This window comes from Halosaccharopolyspora lacisalsi, from assembly GCF_014137975.1.
Taxonomy (GTDB): Bacteria; Actinomycetota; Actinomycetes; order Mycobacteriales; family Pseudonocardiaceae; genus Halosaccharopolyspora; species Halosaccharopolyspora lacisalsi.
Genome location: NZ_JACGWZ010000006.1, coordinates 106,350 through 119,409, shown reverse-complemented (window position 1 = coordinate 119,409; position 13,060 = coordinate 106,350). Strand labels below are relative to the sequence as shown.

Here is a 13,060-nt window from a genome sequence, read left to right as displayed (position 1 = left end):
CGGCTGGCATCGGTTCGTGGACGGCTTCGTCCACGTGTCGGCCCTTCACCGGACCGACGTACTCGCTCCGTCGAACGGGCCGATGCGGTACAGGTCCTCACCTTCGTGGGCGTCCGGGAACAGCTCCGCGGGGAACAGCTCCTCGACCGTGAGTTCCGCCGCGCGCTTCCTGGCCAACGCGGAGAAGAGCTTGATCGACGCGGCGTTGTCCGGGGTGATCGTCGTTTCCAGGTAGCGGACACCGCGCGCGAGCATGCGGTCCAGCACACGTGCCAGCAATGTGCCCGCCACACCACCACCGCGCTGGGAAGCGTCGACGGCAACCTGCCAGACCACGAACGTGTCCGGGGCGTCCGGCCTGATGTAGCCGATCACGAATCCCACGGTCACGCCGTCGACACGCGCCACCACGGAGGTCTGCGCGAAGTCCCGGCACCACAACAAATACACGTAGGGTGAGTTGACGTCGAGAACTCCCGAATCGCGGGTGATCCGGTACAGGTCAGGGCCGTCCGCGACGGCCGGAGTAGCGATCTCCACCCGCTCGGCTGGCCCTGTCGTGCCATCGTCGGCCGGATGGCTGGGCTTTTCGCCGGTCATGCCTTCCCAAGTTAACAGAACTCGCGCAACCCGTCAGCGACGAAAAGGTTTCCTGGCCTCGCTACCAGGAACGACAATATTTGTACCGTGAGGAGCACAACAAAGAAGTTGCACGGTGAACACGGAGGGTGCTAATCGCCGGGCCCCCGCGCCGGACCCACCCGCCATGACACCCCCACGAGCAGCGAAAACGTTCGCGTGAAACCGGTAACGCACCGACTCCGAAAGCATTCCGACACCCCGGGTGATCATCATGCGAGTCGAACAGCTCACAGGCGTGATCCCCGCCACTGGTCCCGAGAAACACGTCGGCCCCGGGACCGGATCCCGGGGCCGAACGAAAGATGATCACACACCGGCGAGGGAACGGATCCAGTCGCGGTACTGGGTCACGTTGGTGTAGGCGGTACGCGTGGAACGGTTGCTCGTGGAAGCGACGCCGACCTGCACGTAACCGTTGGACCCCTGGGCGAACATGGGGCCGCCGGAATCGCCACCGGCCGGGATGCCGTCACCGCGCCGGGCGCAGATCGCCGTACCACCGCGGTAGTCGGAGCACCGGTTGTCGGTGACCGTGACGTCGGCGACCTTCAGCAGCCGGGACTGGCACTCGATCTCCGGCCGATCGGTGCAGGTGGCGCCCCAGCCGTAGGTCTGCACCGTCTCGCCGACGGCGGCGGCACCGGGGCTGCCCAACGGCGCGGGCGTGACCTGCGCGGAGCTCCGGATGTTGACCAGCGCCAGGTCGGCGCTGGGATGCACGTGCACACCGCCCTGCTTGGCCACGACCTCCCTGCCCCGGGTCTGGTCGAGACTGCCGACGTGGAAGCTCACCCGGTCGGCCCCCTCGACGCAGTGCTGGGCGGTCAGGATCCACTCGGACGCGACGACCGTGGCACTGCACGCCTGCCTGCCGTCGGCGAACATCCGGGCGGCCCACGGAGCCTCGTCCGCGTTCCGACCGTCGATGATCATCGGCTCCGACTCGGGAGCGGGCGGTGCGGCCGATGCCGCCTGTGCCGGCGCGACGAGGGCAAGGGTGGCCACGGTCGCACCGACCACGCGAGTCAACGTTCTCGTGAGTGACAAACCGTTCTCCTCTGGATCTCATCAGAGACGCTATGTGACAGAACGGCTTAAAAATTCACCCGATCGTGTGGATGGTCAATGAATTGGTCACTACTCGCCAATCGGACATACGTCCTTTCGGCGGTACCGAAACGCCGCGTGGAAGAGGGACTGATGTTTTCTTGCCAGCTCGTTCGGCTGAAGGCGGTCCCCACGTCGTGGTGAACGCGTCGATGTGGCGGCGTGAGCGCCAGAACGACGCGTTCACCCCTTGAGACAGCGGCCGCCGGGTCACGGCCGCGATCACCGCCCCGCAACCGCGTCGGTGGTCAGCGTTCCCCGGCGATCTCGGCGACCGCGCCCACGGCCCGGTCGATCTCCTCGTCGCTGACGAAGTAGTGCGGCGAGGCACGAGTCACCGCCGCGAGGTCGCGGCGGTCCATGTCGATCCTCGTCGAGGCACGAGTACTGGTGGTCACCGTGACGTCGCGGCGGGCGAGCTCGGCGCGGACGACGTCGGGACCCACCCCCTCGACGGTGAAGGTGACGATGCCGCAGCGGTCCCGCCCCGGGTCCCGCACGCTGACCCCGCCGATGCCGGACAGCCCCGCCCGCAGGCGCGCGGCCCGCGTCCGCACCGCCTGTTCGACGCGCTCCGGCCCCAGCTCCAGCAGGTAGTCCACCGCCGCACCCAGGCCGAGCCGAGCGGCGACATCGCATTCCCACAGTTCGAAGCGCCCGCTGTCCGCACGCGGACGTATCTCGCGCTCACCGGTCCACTCGGCACCGCTTCCGTCGAGGACGGCCGGGGTCAGGCGGTCGGCGATCTCGGGGCGCACGTGGAGGAATCCCGTTCCGCGCGGCCCGCGCAACCACTTGCGGCCGGTGCCCGTGAGACCGTCGACCCCGAGCTCGGTGACGTCGAGGTTCACCTGGCCCGCGGACTGGCAGGCGTCCAGCAGCACCAGGGCTCCGCGGGCGTGGGCCAGTTCGACGACCTCCCGGACCGGGTTGATCAGCCCGCTGTTGGTGGGCACGTGCACGAGCGAGACGAGGGCCACGTCGTCGTCGAGCATCCGCTTCAGCGCAGCAGGGTCGAGTGCGCCGCTGTCGTCCGAAGGCACGACGTCGAACGGGATACCGCGATGCAGGAAGTGCACGGCGTTGCTGTGGTACTCGACCTCGCTGATGAGCACCCGCTGTCCGGGGCGCAGGGGCACCGCCGTCACGAAGTCCAGCCAGCTCCTGGTCGCGCTGTCGCTCAGGGCGACGGACGACTCGGGGGCGTTGAGCAGGGTGGCCACGGCGGACCGGACGCGTCCGAGGTCATCGGCGCGTTCGGCGGCGGCCCGGTATCCGCCGACCTCGGCCTCGCGGTGCAGGTGAGCGGTGACGGTGCCCAGGACCGGCCGCGGCGGCAGCGAGGAACCGGCGCTGTCCAGGAAAACCCGGCTGCCGTCGATGCCTGGGGTGTCGTCGCGGATCCGCTGGTCGTCGAGCATCGCGCCTCCCTGCTTTCCGATCACGCTACCGGTGTCGTCGCACGGGCGAAACGGTCGTTCACCGGGCGGGGTGCTCGACGTGGAGGATCGACGCAGCCTCCCACCCGTTCACCGCGCACCGTGGAACACCCGCGTGGTGTACTCCGTCTCGCCCTGGGAAAGCCGGTGGGACGAAGGTGTGGCCGAAGACATCGGGAAGGATGCGACGTCGTGGTCCGTCTGGGACTGATCAGTGATCCGGACTTTCCGGAGGAGATCGCGCAGTACCTGGCCAGGGTGCTGCCGGACCAGCTGCCCGAACAGCTCAACGATGACCGGGAGTGGTCGGTGGAAGTGCTCCGCGATCCGGTGGCCGCCGGACGCCGGAGCGGCGGAGAGATCCTCCGTGCCGCCCGCGAGCAGTCGCTGCACCGGGAGTGGGACTACGCGATCTGCGTGACGGATCTGCCCCTGCGCTTCGACAACCACCCGGTGCTGGCCGACGTGGGCGTCGAAGCCTGCGTCGGACTGATGTCGCTGCCCGCGCTCGGCGGCGTCCAGCCCTACAGACGGGCGCGGCAGGTGGTGATCCAGATCCTCGACGAGATCCTCGGCGCCACCGAGGAGTCCCGCGAGCTGCCCACACAGCAACGACGCCGGGGACTGCACAGCCTGTTGACCGAGGTACTGGGCCCCATCCGGCGCGAGGTCCCCAACCGCGAAGAGATCGGCGTCCGGTACCGGGCCACGCGCAAGCGCGGGCGGTTACGCCTGCTGTCGGGCATGGTGCGCAGCAACACGCCGTGGCGGCTCGTCTTCGGCATGTCCGGCGCCCTGGCGGCGAGCCTGGCCATCTCGGCCTTCGGGCTCACCTCCTCGACCGTGTGGCAGATCGGTGACGCCCTCGGCGCCTGGCGCAGGGGCGTCATCGTGCTCGGCGTGCTGGCCCTGATGTGCACCTGGCTGATCCTGTCCCACAAGCTGTGGGACAAACGCAACCAAACCGTGGACCGCGAACAGGCGGTGCTCTACAACGTCTCGACCGCAGCCACCCTGGGTGTCGGAGTGAGCTGCCTGTACCTCAGCCTGCTCGTGTTCAACATCATCGCGGCGCTGCTGCTCATCGAGCCGGAGTTGTTGGCGAGCAAACTCGGCCACCCCGTCGGGTTCGCCCACTACCTCGGACTGGCCTGGGCATCGGCCACCATGGGCGTGGCGGCCGGGGCGCTTGGCTCGGGTCTGGAGAACGACGCCACCGTCCGTCAGGCCGCCTACGGTTACCGCGAAGCCCAGCGCCGCCGCATCGAGCAGGAGCGCGAGAAGCAGCGGGAACAGCAGGAGTCCGGTGGAGGGTGATCGTCCGCTCCCGTAACGCCGCCCGGTCGCGGACATCATCACCGAATGGGCGAGTGCCCGAGCCACGGTGCTCCGGGCATTCTCGAAACTGGGCGGGCAGCACCCCGGGTGTTGTCCCGACCAAGGCCCCACCGGTTGAGCTCCCAGCCGGCGGGGCCGCCTACCGGGGCTCCGGCGACTCCCCGGGGAGCACGCCCGTGCGCACGAAGCTCGCCGCGGCGGTCTGCGGCTTGATGTTGTTGTCCTGCGAAGCGTATCTGAGCATGGCGAACGCCTCCTGCTCGGAGAGCCCGTAGCGTTCGATGAGCATGCCGATGGCCTGACCGATCTCCTGGCGCGGCTCCAGAGCCGCGTGCGGTTGTTGGCCGGTTCGTGCGCTGATCAGCGCCACCGCCGCGTGCGAGGCCAGGACCCACCCCTTGCGCTCGGTGTCGTCGTCGAAGGCACGGGATCGCAGGGAGTACATGTCCAGCGCGCCGAACAGCTCCTCGTCGCGGTAGAGCTGAAAACCCATCATGCAGCCGAAGCCGAGTTCACGAGCCCACGGCATGTAGGACGGCCAACGGGTCTCGGTGACGATGTCGTCGCTGCGGTAGACACGGTTTCGCCAAGGAGCGGAGTCCAGCGCGGCGTCGAAGCACGGGCCCTCGCCCAGCCGGGCCTGATGCCGGTCGGACTCCCGCACGCGCTGGTCGGAGGCCGCCACGGTGTCCATCTCCTGCTGGCGGTGCAGCAGCATGATCCCCGCGAAATCGCAGCTGTCGAAGTACCGCACGGACAGCGTCACGACACGGGTCAGCACGGCCTGCTCCGTCGGCTGCATGGCCAGGTCTCGGGCGATCTCGGCGAAGGCGGCGAGGACATCGTCGTCATCGGTCACGGCGGAACACCTCCACGGTGCACCCGGCGAACCGCCACCGTCGCGAGCGGGTCAACGCCGCCGCGGGCGCGGTGCGCCACCGGGCTGTTCGTGGTCCTGGACGAGCCAGGCGGCCACGTCGGCCAGTCTGATGTTGGTTTCCTGCGAGGTGCGTATCAGCAGGTCGAAGGCCTGAAGTCCGATGATGTTCTCACGCCGCATGAGGATGCCCTTGGCCTGACCGATGACGTCTCGGGTGTTCAGAGCCTCGCCGAGCTGGCGCTGCGTGCGGGCGACGGACATGGCTATCGCGGCGTGCGAGGCGAACAGCTCACCGATGATCCGGGCTTCCTCCCCGAAGCTCACCCCCGTGTCCCCGTACAGGTTCAGCGCTCCCAGGGTGTCGCGCGTGACGTACAGCTGAAACGAGATCATGCTGCCCACCCCCAGACCGGAAGCGCGGGTGGCGAAACGCGGCCAGCGGGATTCGGCACTCATGTCGTCGACGACGACCGTGTCCTGTTCCCGGATCGCCTCCAAGCAGGGCCCATCGCCGAGTTCGGACTGCGCCTCGTCGCACTTGCGCACCAACTCGTCGGTGGACACCCGAGGACCGGCCCGCTTACCGACGACCTCGATGATAACGGCGCTGCTCACACCCGGAACCGTGGACACGGCGGCGTGCACGATCCCGTGCAGGGTCCACTCCTCGTCGGGCTCGGCCTCCAGGCTCCGTGCCACGTCGCTCAGCGTCCGAGCCAGTTCGTGCGGGTAGATATCATCAGCGCTCTTCATCAACCCTCCCGACATCACGGCGGTCACGGCGGCTGGGAGCTCAACCGCCGCAGCCTCGGTCAGGCCGATTCCCGGGCATCCACCCGACCCGACTCAGTCATACCCGCACCGTGCCCCGCCAACACGCGCGAGCGGGGAGTTCGCACGCTTGTGCGACCGCCGACATGAAGGCGCCCCCGAACTGCGAAGCTCGGGGACGCCTCGTTGCGCGCTCGTGTCAGGCGAAGCGGTCGGCCTTGATCGCGTCCACGAACGCCGACCACCGGGCGCGGTCGGTGGTGAGGTAGCCGGCCGAGCGGTCCTTGGTGTCGCGGACCGCGGCACCGTCCGTGACACGACCGACCTCGACGCAGTTGCTGTTCGGGCCGGAGCGGCTGGACTTTCGCCACCCCGTCGGTACCGTCATGATTGAGAGCTCCTCTCTGGATCGTCCGCGATCGTGGCCATGAGCTTCGCCGTCTCCACGGGGCTCATGGTCGTTTGCGTGAGCGCACCCCATCTCTTCTCGATACGCCTGAACATCCTTCGCGTCGTAGAGGAAAGCCGGCCCGCGGTAGTGCTCCAGGTGCACGATCGGCGCGGCCTCGGGGAACTCGTAGAGCACGAATGCTCCGTCGTGGGCCAAGGTCCGGTGCCTCAGGTCAGCCGGTAGCGCGCGCACGGTGATGTTGTCCTGCTCGGACAGTTCGACCAGATGGCGGAGCTGTTCGGCCATGACCTTGTCGCCGCCGAACGCGTCACGCAGAGCCCGCTCGGCGGGAATGACATCGACCTGCCGTGGCGTGTTGAGCGCGGCTGCCCGTGCCACGCGCAGCTCGACGCGGAGGTCCTGTTCACCGGCTGGCAGACTGATCATCACCTCGCGGGCGTAGGCACGAGTCTGCATCGGACCGGGAATCGGTGAGTCCGGCCGCTGCCACGGCAACGTGCGCGACTTCGCTGGTCGCCACTCCGGCTGTGGCGAACGAACCGGCACGCGGACCGCCCCGGCTGCCGCACCCCCAGCGCGAACAGCATGTCCTGCCCCGGAAGCGACCATCGCGACGAACGTCGTCGCGACGAATGCGACGAGCAGGTGCTGGTCGATCGGCACGACCATCAGCGTTCCACGCGAATCAGCGACCTCCACTCCGCCGACGAGCGCGTCGTTCTGGATCCCCTGGACGACGCACCGCACGAGGCGGAACGGGCCGCAGATCGATGAGTCGGAAGAGAATCGCGGGCGCAACCGAGAGCCCGACGAGACCAGAGCGTCGCGCCGATCACGCCGGCGCGGCGTTTTCGCTGGTCAAGCGTGGACCCGCCGAGGGGGATCGAATCCCTGACCTCCCGCTTGCGAGGCGCCTCACCAGCACCGTCGCCCGCGACTTCCGGGAGCAGGCCGCTCTGGCACCCGGAGATGCTCAGCAGCGACCTGGGCGCAGTGCTTCACGAGCTCACTCGTGTTTGACCCGGGAGATGTTTCGCTGCCGCGAGATATCAGAGTGCTTCACCGATGAGTAGATCCACGGTGTTGCTGCTCGGTTGCGGTTCGGTAGCGTTCGCGCGGTTTCGGCCGGAGCGACTGCGCCGGACCGAACATGCGTACTGGAGGGAATGTGCCCGGAACTGGGGATCGTCCGACCGTGGTGGACCCGGACGAGACGGAGTACCTGCCGGGGCAGGTGTACCTGGCCGCTCGCCCGGACGAGAGCACCGGGGACGTGATGCTGGAGACCCGGGAAGCGGAGCACCAGCAGGTGGTGCTGGCCTACTCCTCGCTGGAGCGCTTCGTGGAGGGGTGCGGCCCGGACCAGCCGTGGATCCTGGTCCCGACCACGCGGTTGACCGAGCTCGCCACGGCGGACGCGGGTGACGAGTGGCGGCTGCCGAGTTTCCGGTTCGGCGTGATGCTCGACGAATCGCTGCCACCCGAACTGCGGGGCACGGCCGGGGGGATGGCCACCGACGAGGCCGTCTGGGACACCGACGAGGCCGGGGACTGGACATCGGTGCACGTGGCCTGCACGGCGTATCCGGCCGGCAAGGCCGAGCAGGCCCACGCCGAGTTGCAGCCGATGCCGGGCGACCGGTTGGCGATGATGGCCTACACCTCGACGGCGGCCGTGGAGGCCGGGTGCGGTCCGCACCAGGCGTCGGTGCCGGTTCCGGCCGGACTGCTCAGCGAGGTTCGCCAGCAGGCGGGTGCCCACACGATCTGTCTGGACACACCGCTGCCACCGCACCTGCGACACGGGCCGAGCGAGGGGAACTGGAACGATGACTAGCGCTGGGGACGGCATCGAGACCGATCACGAGAAGCTGCGGTCCATGGCCAGCGACTTGCGCAGCAGCACGGACAAGCTGACCAAAGCGGCGCAGGCAGTGCCTCCCGCGCCGAAGGTGAGTACCTCGGCGGAGCAGGTCGGCCACACCCTCTCGGAGATCACGAAAACGGCCGCCGGCCTCATCGCCGGTCTCGAGGACACCGCCGGCAAGATCGACGCCAGCGACGGCAGCTACGGCCAGGTCGACAACACCAACGCCGACGACCTGCAGCGCCAGGCCGAGGATCTCGGCCCGGACTGACGTATCGCGAGCACGAGCACGATCGCACGACCGCACGGGGAGGAACTGGGGCGATGGCAGGCGAGCTCAACACCGAGGTCCTCGACGATCCGGCCTCGTGCCGAACCACCGCCGACTGGCTGGGCCAGGTCAAACCAGGCGTGGTCGCGATCGGCGACACCGTCTACGGGCAGCGCGACGCCTCGGAAGGCTTCTGGCAGGGCACGGCCGGCAACGCCGCCCGCCAGACCCTGACCTACCAGGGCAAGGACGCCGATACCCTCGAAGGACTCGTCGGGCAGGTCAAAACCGCCCTGGAGACCTTCGCCGGCGAGATCGACACCGTCACCCAGCGGATGCACCAGGCCCGCACCGTGGCCCGCGACGGGAAACTCATCGTCACCCCGACCGCGATCCTGCCACCCGGACCGGCCCCCAAGGGCGCGGGCACCGAAAACCTGCCTCCCGGACCGGCCGGGCAGCAGATGCAAGCCCACCAAGGGCAATCGCAAGCTTCCCAGACCGCCATCGCCGCCCACGAAGCGAAGAAGCGCGCCTTCGAGGAAGCCCGCACCACGGTCGAAGACGCCCGCACCAAGCAGGAAGAGGCCCACAAGGCCCTGGACAAGGCGATGAAGGACCCGCTCGCCACGGTCAAAAGCACCAAGACCTACACGATGTTCGCCGTCATCCAGGGGCTCAACACCATCAAGAGCTCCACCGACACCGCCGGTGACTTCCTCCAGAAGGCCAATCAGTGGTACGCCGACGCCTCCACCATCCAGGCCCGGGCCGAGAAACACGGTGGCAGCGTCGGCGAACGCTTCGGCAAGGCTGCCGAGAGCTACCGCGGGGTTGCCGATACCAAAGCCTCCTACGCCGCCGACGCTCGAAAAATGGGCAACCCAGTCGGCTCGAAAACCCGGGCGATCGTCTCCGCCGACGCCAGCGGGTTCATCAAGGGCGCCTCAAAAGTCAGCCGCGTCGGGAAGAACCTTGTCCGCGGTGTGCCTGCCGTCGGTACAGCTGTGGCTATCGGTTCTGGCGCCTGGGATGTGGCTCATGGAAAAGACACCTGGGAGGCCACGGAGGACACCGCAGCCGACATCGGTGGCGGTGCCGCCGGAGGTTGGGCTGGCGCAGCTGTGGGCACCGCGATTTGTCCTGGTGTCGGCACCGTCATCGGCGGTGTCGTCGGCGGCGCGATCGGTACCTGGGCAGCCGGTGCAGGCGTCGACGCGGCCACCGGAGAATGATCCGCACACAGCTGCAGTCCCGTCGTCGACAGTGAGGTGGCCATGGCCGACAAAACCTTCCTCGCAGCCTCCGAGCTGCCGCCGAAGCCCGATCCGGTCTCGGGTGAACCGCGCCCACCTCGCGCTCCGGGGTTCCACAAGGAGGACAAACCCCCCAAGGACCAGGACCGCGACCGCGACCAAAGCACCCACCGCATGCCGACTCCACCAGAGGGCGAGGGGCGCATGCTGGAGTGGTATCGCCACAGCCAGCGCAACGCCATCACCGCTGGTCTGGGAGCCTTAGTCATCATCGCTCTTGGCATCACTCTGATGCAGGGATTCAGTCCCCTATGGATGACTGCCTGGTGGATGTGGCTCATCGTTGCCGCAGGTGCTTTCGTCGTTTACGGCTCGTTTCGATCAGTCGAGTGCGCGGTCGGTGCCGAGTGGATCAAGGTCGGCAAAGCATGGGTACGGCTGTACGAGCTGACCGAGATCAAGGCCAAGCACCGCAGCAATGCCATCCACCTGGACTTCAAAGACAGCGCGGGCCGGGTGGTCGTGGTCAAGTCCGACGACATCCAGGAAGACCGCGACATGTGGGACCTGGTTTACAACGGGATCCTGCACTCGGTCATCGCCGGTGGCGCCGACACCAACAAACTAGTGCACAGCGCGTTCAAAGTGCCCCGCCCCGAAGGCTGGCAAGCGTGACATGACGAAGCAACTCTTTCGCACGACCTCCGAGCTGCCGCCGAAGCCCGATCCGGTCTCGGGTGAACCACGGCCACCTCGCGCTCCGGGGTTCCACAAGGAGGACAAGCCCCCCAAGGACCAGGACCGCGACCGCGACCAAAGCACCCACCGCATGCCGACTCCACCAGAGGGCGAGGGGCGCATGCTGGAGTGGTATCGCCACAGCCAACGCAGCGCCATCACCGCCGGCCTGATCGCCTTCGGCATCATCACCCTCGGCATCACTGCCATGCAGGGTTTCATCCTCACATGGATGACCTTCTGGTGGATGTGGATTGGCATCGCACTCGGATCGTTGGGTGTCTACGGCTCATTCAGGACGGTGGATCCCGCAGTCGGGGCCGAATGGCTCAAAGTCGGAAAGGCCTGGGTGCGGCTCTATGAGCTGACGGAGATCAAGGCACGGCACCGCAGCAACGCGATCCACCTGGACTTCACCGACAGCGCCGGACGGAAAGTCATGGTCAAATCCGACGACATCCAGGAGGACCGCGACATGTGGGACCTCGTCTACAACGGCATCCTCCACTCCGTCATCACCAGCAACGCCGACACCAACAAACTGATCCACAGCGCATTCAGAGTGCCTCGCCGTGAGGACTCCATATCGTAAATATCCTGCGCGCCACGTCAGAAAAACGTCAGAAAGAAGGAGTTCCCGCGTGACCACGCCTACGGACAGCACCCCGGGGGTTCCCCGCTACGTCCAGGTCACCAAGTGGATCTGGTTGGTCGGCATGGCCGTGGCCCTGCTCGGCACCGTCTACGCCATCGCCGTGGCCCCCTCGGTCTTCACGGGGGTCGCGCTCGTCATCACTCTCGTGCAGGCCGCCTTGGCGGTTCCTGCCGCGCTCGTCTTGGCTCAGCGCAAGCGCTGGGCGCGCATGGTCCTGATGATCCTCGCGCTGCTGAGCCTGGGATCCCTCTACAGCGCCCTGCAGGCCCAAGCCTGGCCCTCGCTCGTCCTCAACCTCGCCCTGGCCATCACGTTCGGTCTCCTGCAGGACCAGTCCGTGCGCGAGTTCTTCGGACTTCCCCGACAGCCGTGGCTGCGCCGTCGCCTGCGCGGCTCGGCGCCATGACCACGCACCTTCCGCCGCGCCCGGACGCCTCGAACGGCCGGCCGCGCCCTCCGGCGGGGCCGGTGGTGCTCGGTGGTCCCGCGCAGCCCACGACCAGAGCCTGCAAGGGCGACGAGCCTCCCGAAGGGCGCGGACCGGCACTGGAGGTGCATGGCGCGGACCGCGTGGCCGTGCTCGGTGCTGCCGGCATCCTGACGGCGATCTACGTCGTTTCGCTGCGATCCTCCGAGGGGAACTGGACCTGGCTGGAGGATCCGGTGCACTGGACCCTCATGGGTTTGATCTTCGTCATCACCGTCGTCCGGGACCGGACGACCCGACTGGTGGCCGGTTCGGACTGGTTGCGGGTGAATCGGCGCTGGGTGGAGACCTACGCGCTGACCGACATCACGCTCCGCGGTGGTGTGCTCGGCTGGATGTTGCGCCTTCGAGACAGCGGGGGGCGCAGGGGCCGTACTTACGTGACCACCATCGAAGCTAACCGGCAGCTGTGGGCGCTGGCCTACAACGGGATGGCCCACTCGGTGCACCACGGCGCCCGGGTCAACAATCTCGCCGCCGGGATGCTGCGCTTGCGCCCCGGTCTGGAGTCGCTGCGCCGCGAGGTGTACCGCCCCACGATACCGACCAAGAGAGCTGGGACGCTTCTGCTCGTGATCGCCGTCGTGTTCGCCGCGATCTCCTCCTTCCGCCCCGAACTGCTCGACCCGGCTCTGGCTATCTTCGCCGTCCTCATCCTGCTCGTCGGGACCGGCATCGGAACCGTGCTCGTCATGGCACGTCGCCACGAGAACGCCCTCGATGCCCAAACATTCGACACACCGAACCACCACGAGTGGACCGCAGAACGCTCAATGGCCCCCACGCGCACGGCCCCGATCGCGAAACCGTCGAGGTCGATCAGCACGGGCGAACGGGTCCGCAGCGGGGTCCCCGGTGAAGACGGATCCGGGTGTACTGAGCAGGCCGCTGAGACCGCCCGATACGAAAACTGCCCCCGCCGATGCCGACAGGGGCAGTTTTCGCTGGTAATCGATGGAGCCGCTGAGGGGAATCGAACCCCTGACCTTCCGCTTACAAGGCGGGCGCTCTACCAACTGAGCTACAGCGGCACGCGCGCCGTACGGAGCGCGTGGGGACATCCTAAGCGGTCGGCCGGCGACGCGGTGAAGGTGGCCGGTAACAGTGAGCACCGCCACGGATGGCCGCCGCGCGGGCGCGACCACCTGTAGCCTTCTTACCTGGGGTGACTTTCATTTTCATCGGTTGGGAGCCCAT

Annotated in this window: 13 protein-coding genes, 1 tRNA gene and 1 pseudogene; 7 read left to right on the top strand and 8 right to left on the bottom strand. The window is 67.8% G+C overall.

Annotated elements, in window-relative coordinates; genetic code table 11:
• Positions 1 to 45 precede the first annotated feature (45 nt).
• From ectA to FHX42_RS19425, 3 genes are all read right to left on the bottom strand, one after another.
• On the bottom strand, positions 46 to 600 hold the full coding sequence (gene ectA / locus FHX42_RS19435) for a diaminobutyrate acetyltransferase (RefSeq protein ID WP_182545864.1): 555 nt from the start codon (positions 598 to 600) through the stop codon (positions 46 to 48).
• A 348-nt stretch (positions 601 to 948) separates the two neighbouring features.
• The gene (locus FHX42_RS19430; protein ID WP_182545863.1) at positions 949 to 1,689 is read right to left on the bottom strand and encodes a S1 family peptidase; all 741 of its coding nucleotides are present in this window, start codon (positions 1,687 to 1,689) and stop codon (positions 949 to 951) included.
• 308 nt (positions 1,690 to 1,997) lie between these two features.
• Positions 1,998 to 3,194, bottom strand: a complete 1,197-nt coding sequence (locus FHX42_RS19425; protein WP_328796424.1) for an aminotransferase class V-fold PLP-dependent enzyme — start codon at positions 3,192 to 3,194, stop codon at positions 1,998 to 2,000.
• A gap of 186 nt (positions 3,195 to 3,380) precedes the next feature.
• Between FHX42_RS19425 and FHX42_RS19420 the strand changes: the two genes are divergently transcribed.
• Positions 3,381 to 4,505, top strand: a complete 1,125-nt coding sequence (locus FHX42_RS19420) for a hypothetical protein (protein WP_182545862.1) — start codon at positions 3,381 to 3,383, stop codon at positions 4,503 to 4,505.
• 160 nt (positions 4,506 to 4,665) lie between these two features.
• Here the strand turns inward: FHX42_RS19420 and FHX42_RS19415 are convergent, their stop codons facing one another.
• The 4 genes and pseudogenes from FHX42_RS19415 to FHX42_RS26795 all read right to left on the bottom strand — a co-directional run.
• On the bottom strand, positions 4,666 to 5,385 hold the full coding sequence (locus tag FHX42_RS19415; RefSeq protein ID WP_328796423.1) for a GAF and ANTAR domain-containing protein: 720 nt from the start codon (positions 5,383 to 5,385) through the stop codon (positions 4,666 to 4,668).
• Between the two features lie 51 nt (positions 5,386 to 5,436).
• Positions 5,437 to 6,159 (bottom strand): GAF and ANTAR domain-containing protein, encoded by a 723-nt coding sequence (locus FHX42_RS19410; RefSeq protein ID WP_182545861.1) that lies wholly within the window; start codon positions 6,157 to 6,159, stop codon positions 5,437 to 5,439.
• A 217-nt stretch (positions 6,160 to 6,376) separates the two neighbouring features.
• On the bottom strand, positions 6,377 to 6,565 hold the full coding sequence (locus FHX42_RS26800) for a DUF397 domain-containing protein (RefSeq protein ID WP_182546118.1): 189 nt from the start codon (positions 6,563 to 6,565) through the stop codon (positions 6,377 to 6,379).
• 102 nt (positions 6,566 to 6,667) lie between these two features.
• Positions 6,668 to 7,045, bottom strand: a pseudogene (locus tag FHX42_RS26795) (DUF5753 domain-containing protein); the annotation flags it as partial.
• Between the two features lie 739 nt (positions 7,046 to 7,784).
• On the opposite strand from FHX42_RS26795, the gene FHX42_RS19395 reads away from it, so the two are divergent.
• From FHX42_RS19395 to FHX42_RS19370, 6 genes are read left to right on the top strand one after another with little or no spacing between them, the layout of a single operon-like run.
• Positions 7,785 to 8,426, top strand: a complete 642-nt coding sequence (locus FHX42_RS19395) for an SAV_915 family protein (RefSeq protein WP_182545860.1) — start codon at positions 7,785 to 7,787, stop codon at positions 8,424 to 8,426.
• On the top strand, positions 8,419 to 8,727 hold the full coding sequence (locus FHX42_RS19390) for a hypothetical protein (protein ID WP_182545859.1): 309 nt from the start codon (positions 8,419 to 8,421) through the stop codon (positions 8,725 to 8,727). Before FHX42_RS19395 ends, FHX42_RS19390 begins: the two co-directional genes overlap by 8 nt.
• Before the next feature lie 53 nt (positions 8,728 to 8,780).
• Positions 8,781 to 9,962 (top strand): hypothetical protein, encoded by a 1,182-nt coding sequence (locus tag FHX42_RS19385; RefSeq protein WP_182545858.1) that lies wholly within the window; start codon positions 8,781 to 8,783, stop codon positions 9,960 to 9,962.
• A gap of 42 nt (positions 9,963 to 10,004) precedes the next feature.
• Entirely contained in the window at positions 10,005 to 10,658 is a 654-nt protein-coding gene (locus FHX42_RS19380) for an urea transporter (protein WP_220480591.1), read from the top strand.
• A gap of 1 nt (position 10,659) precedes the next feature.
• Positions 10,660 to 11,313, top strand: coding sequence for a hypothetical protein (locus FHX42_RS19375; protein ID WP_220480590.1), 654 nt, complete (start codon positions 10,660 to 10,662; stop codon positions 11,311 to 11,313).
• Positions 11,314 to 11,362: 49 nt separating this feature from the next.
• The gene (locus FHX42_RS19370; RefSeq protein WP_182545857.1) at positions 11,363 to 11,782 is read left to right on the top strand and encodes a hypothetical protein; all 420 of its coding nucleotides are present in this window, start codon (positions 11,363 to 11,365) and stop codon (positions 11,780 to 11,782) included.
• Positions 11,783 to 12,818: 1,036 nt separating this feature from the next.
• On the opposite strand, the gene FHX42_RS19365 is transcribed toward FHX42_RS19370, so the two are convergent.
• Positions 12,819 to 12,894, bottom strand: a tRNA-Thr gene (locus tag FHX42_RS19365).
• Between the last annotated feature and the right edge of the window lie 166 nt (positions 12,895 to 13,060).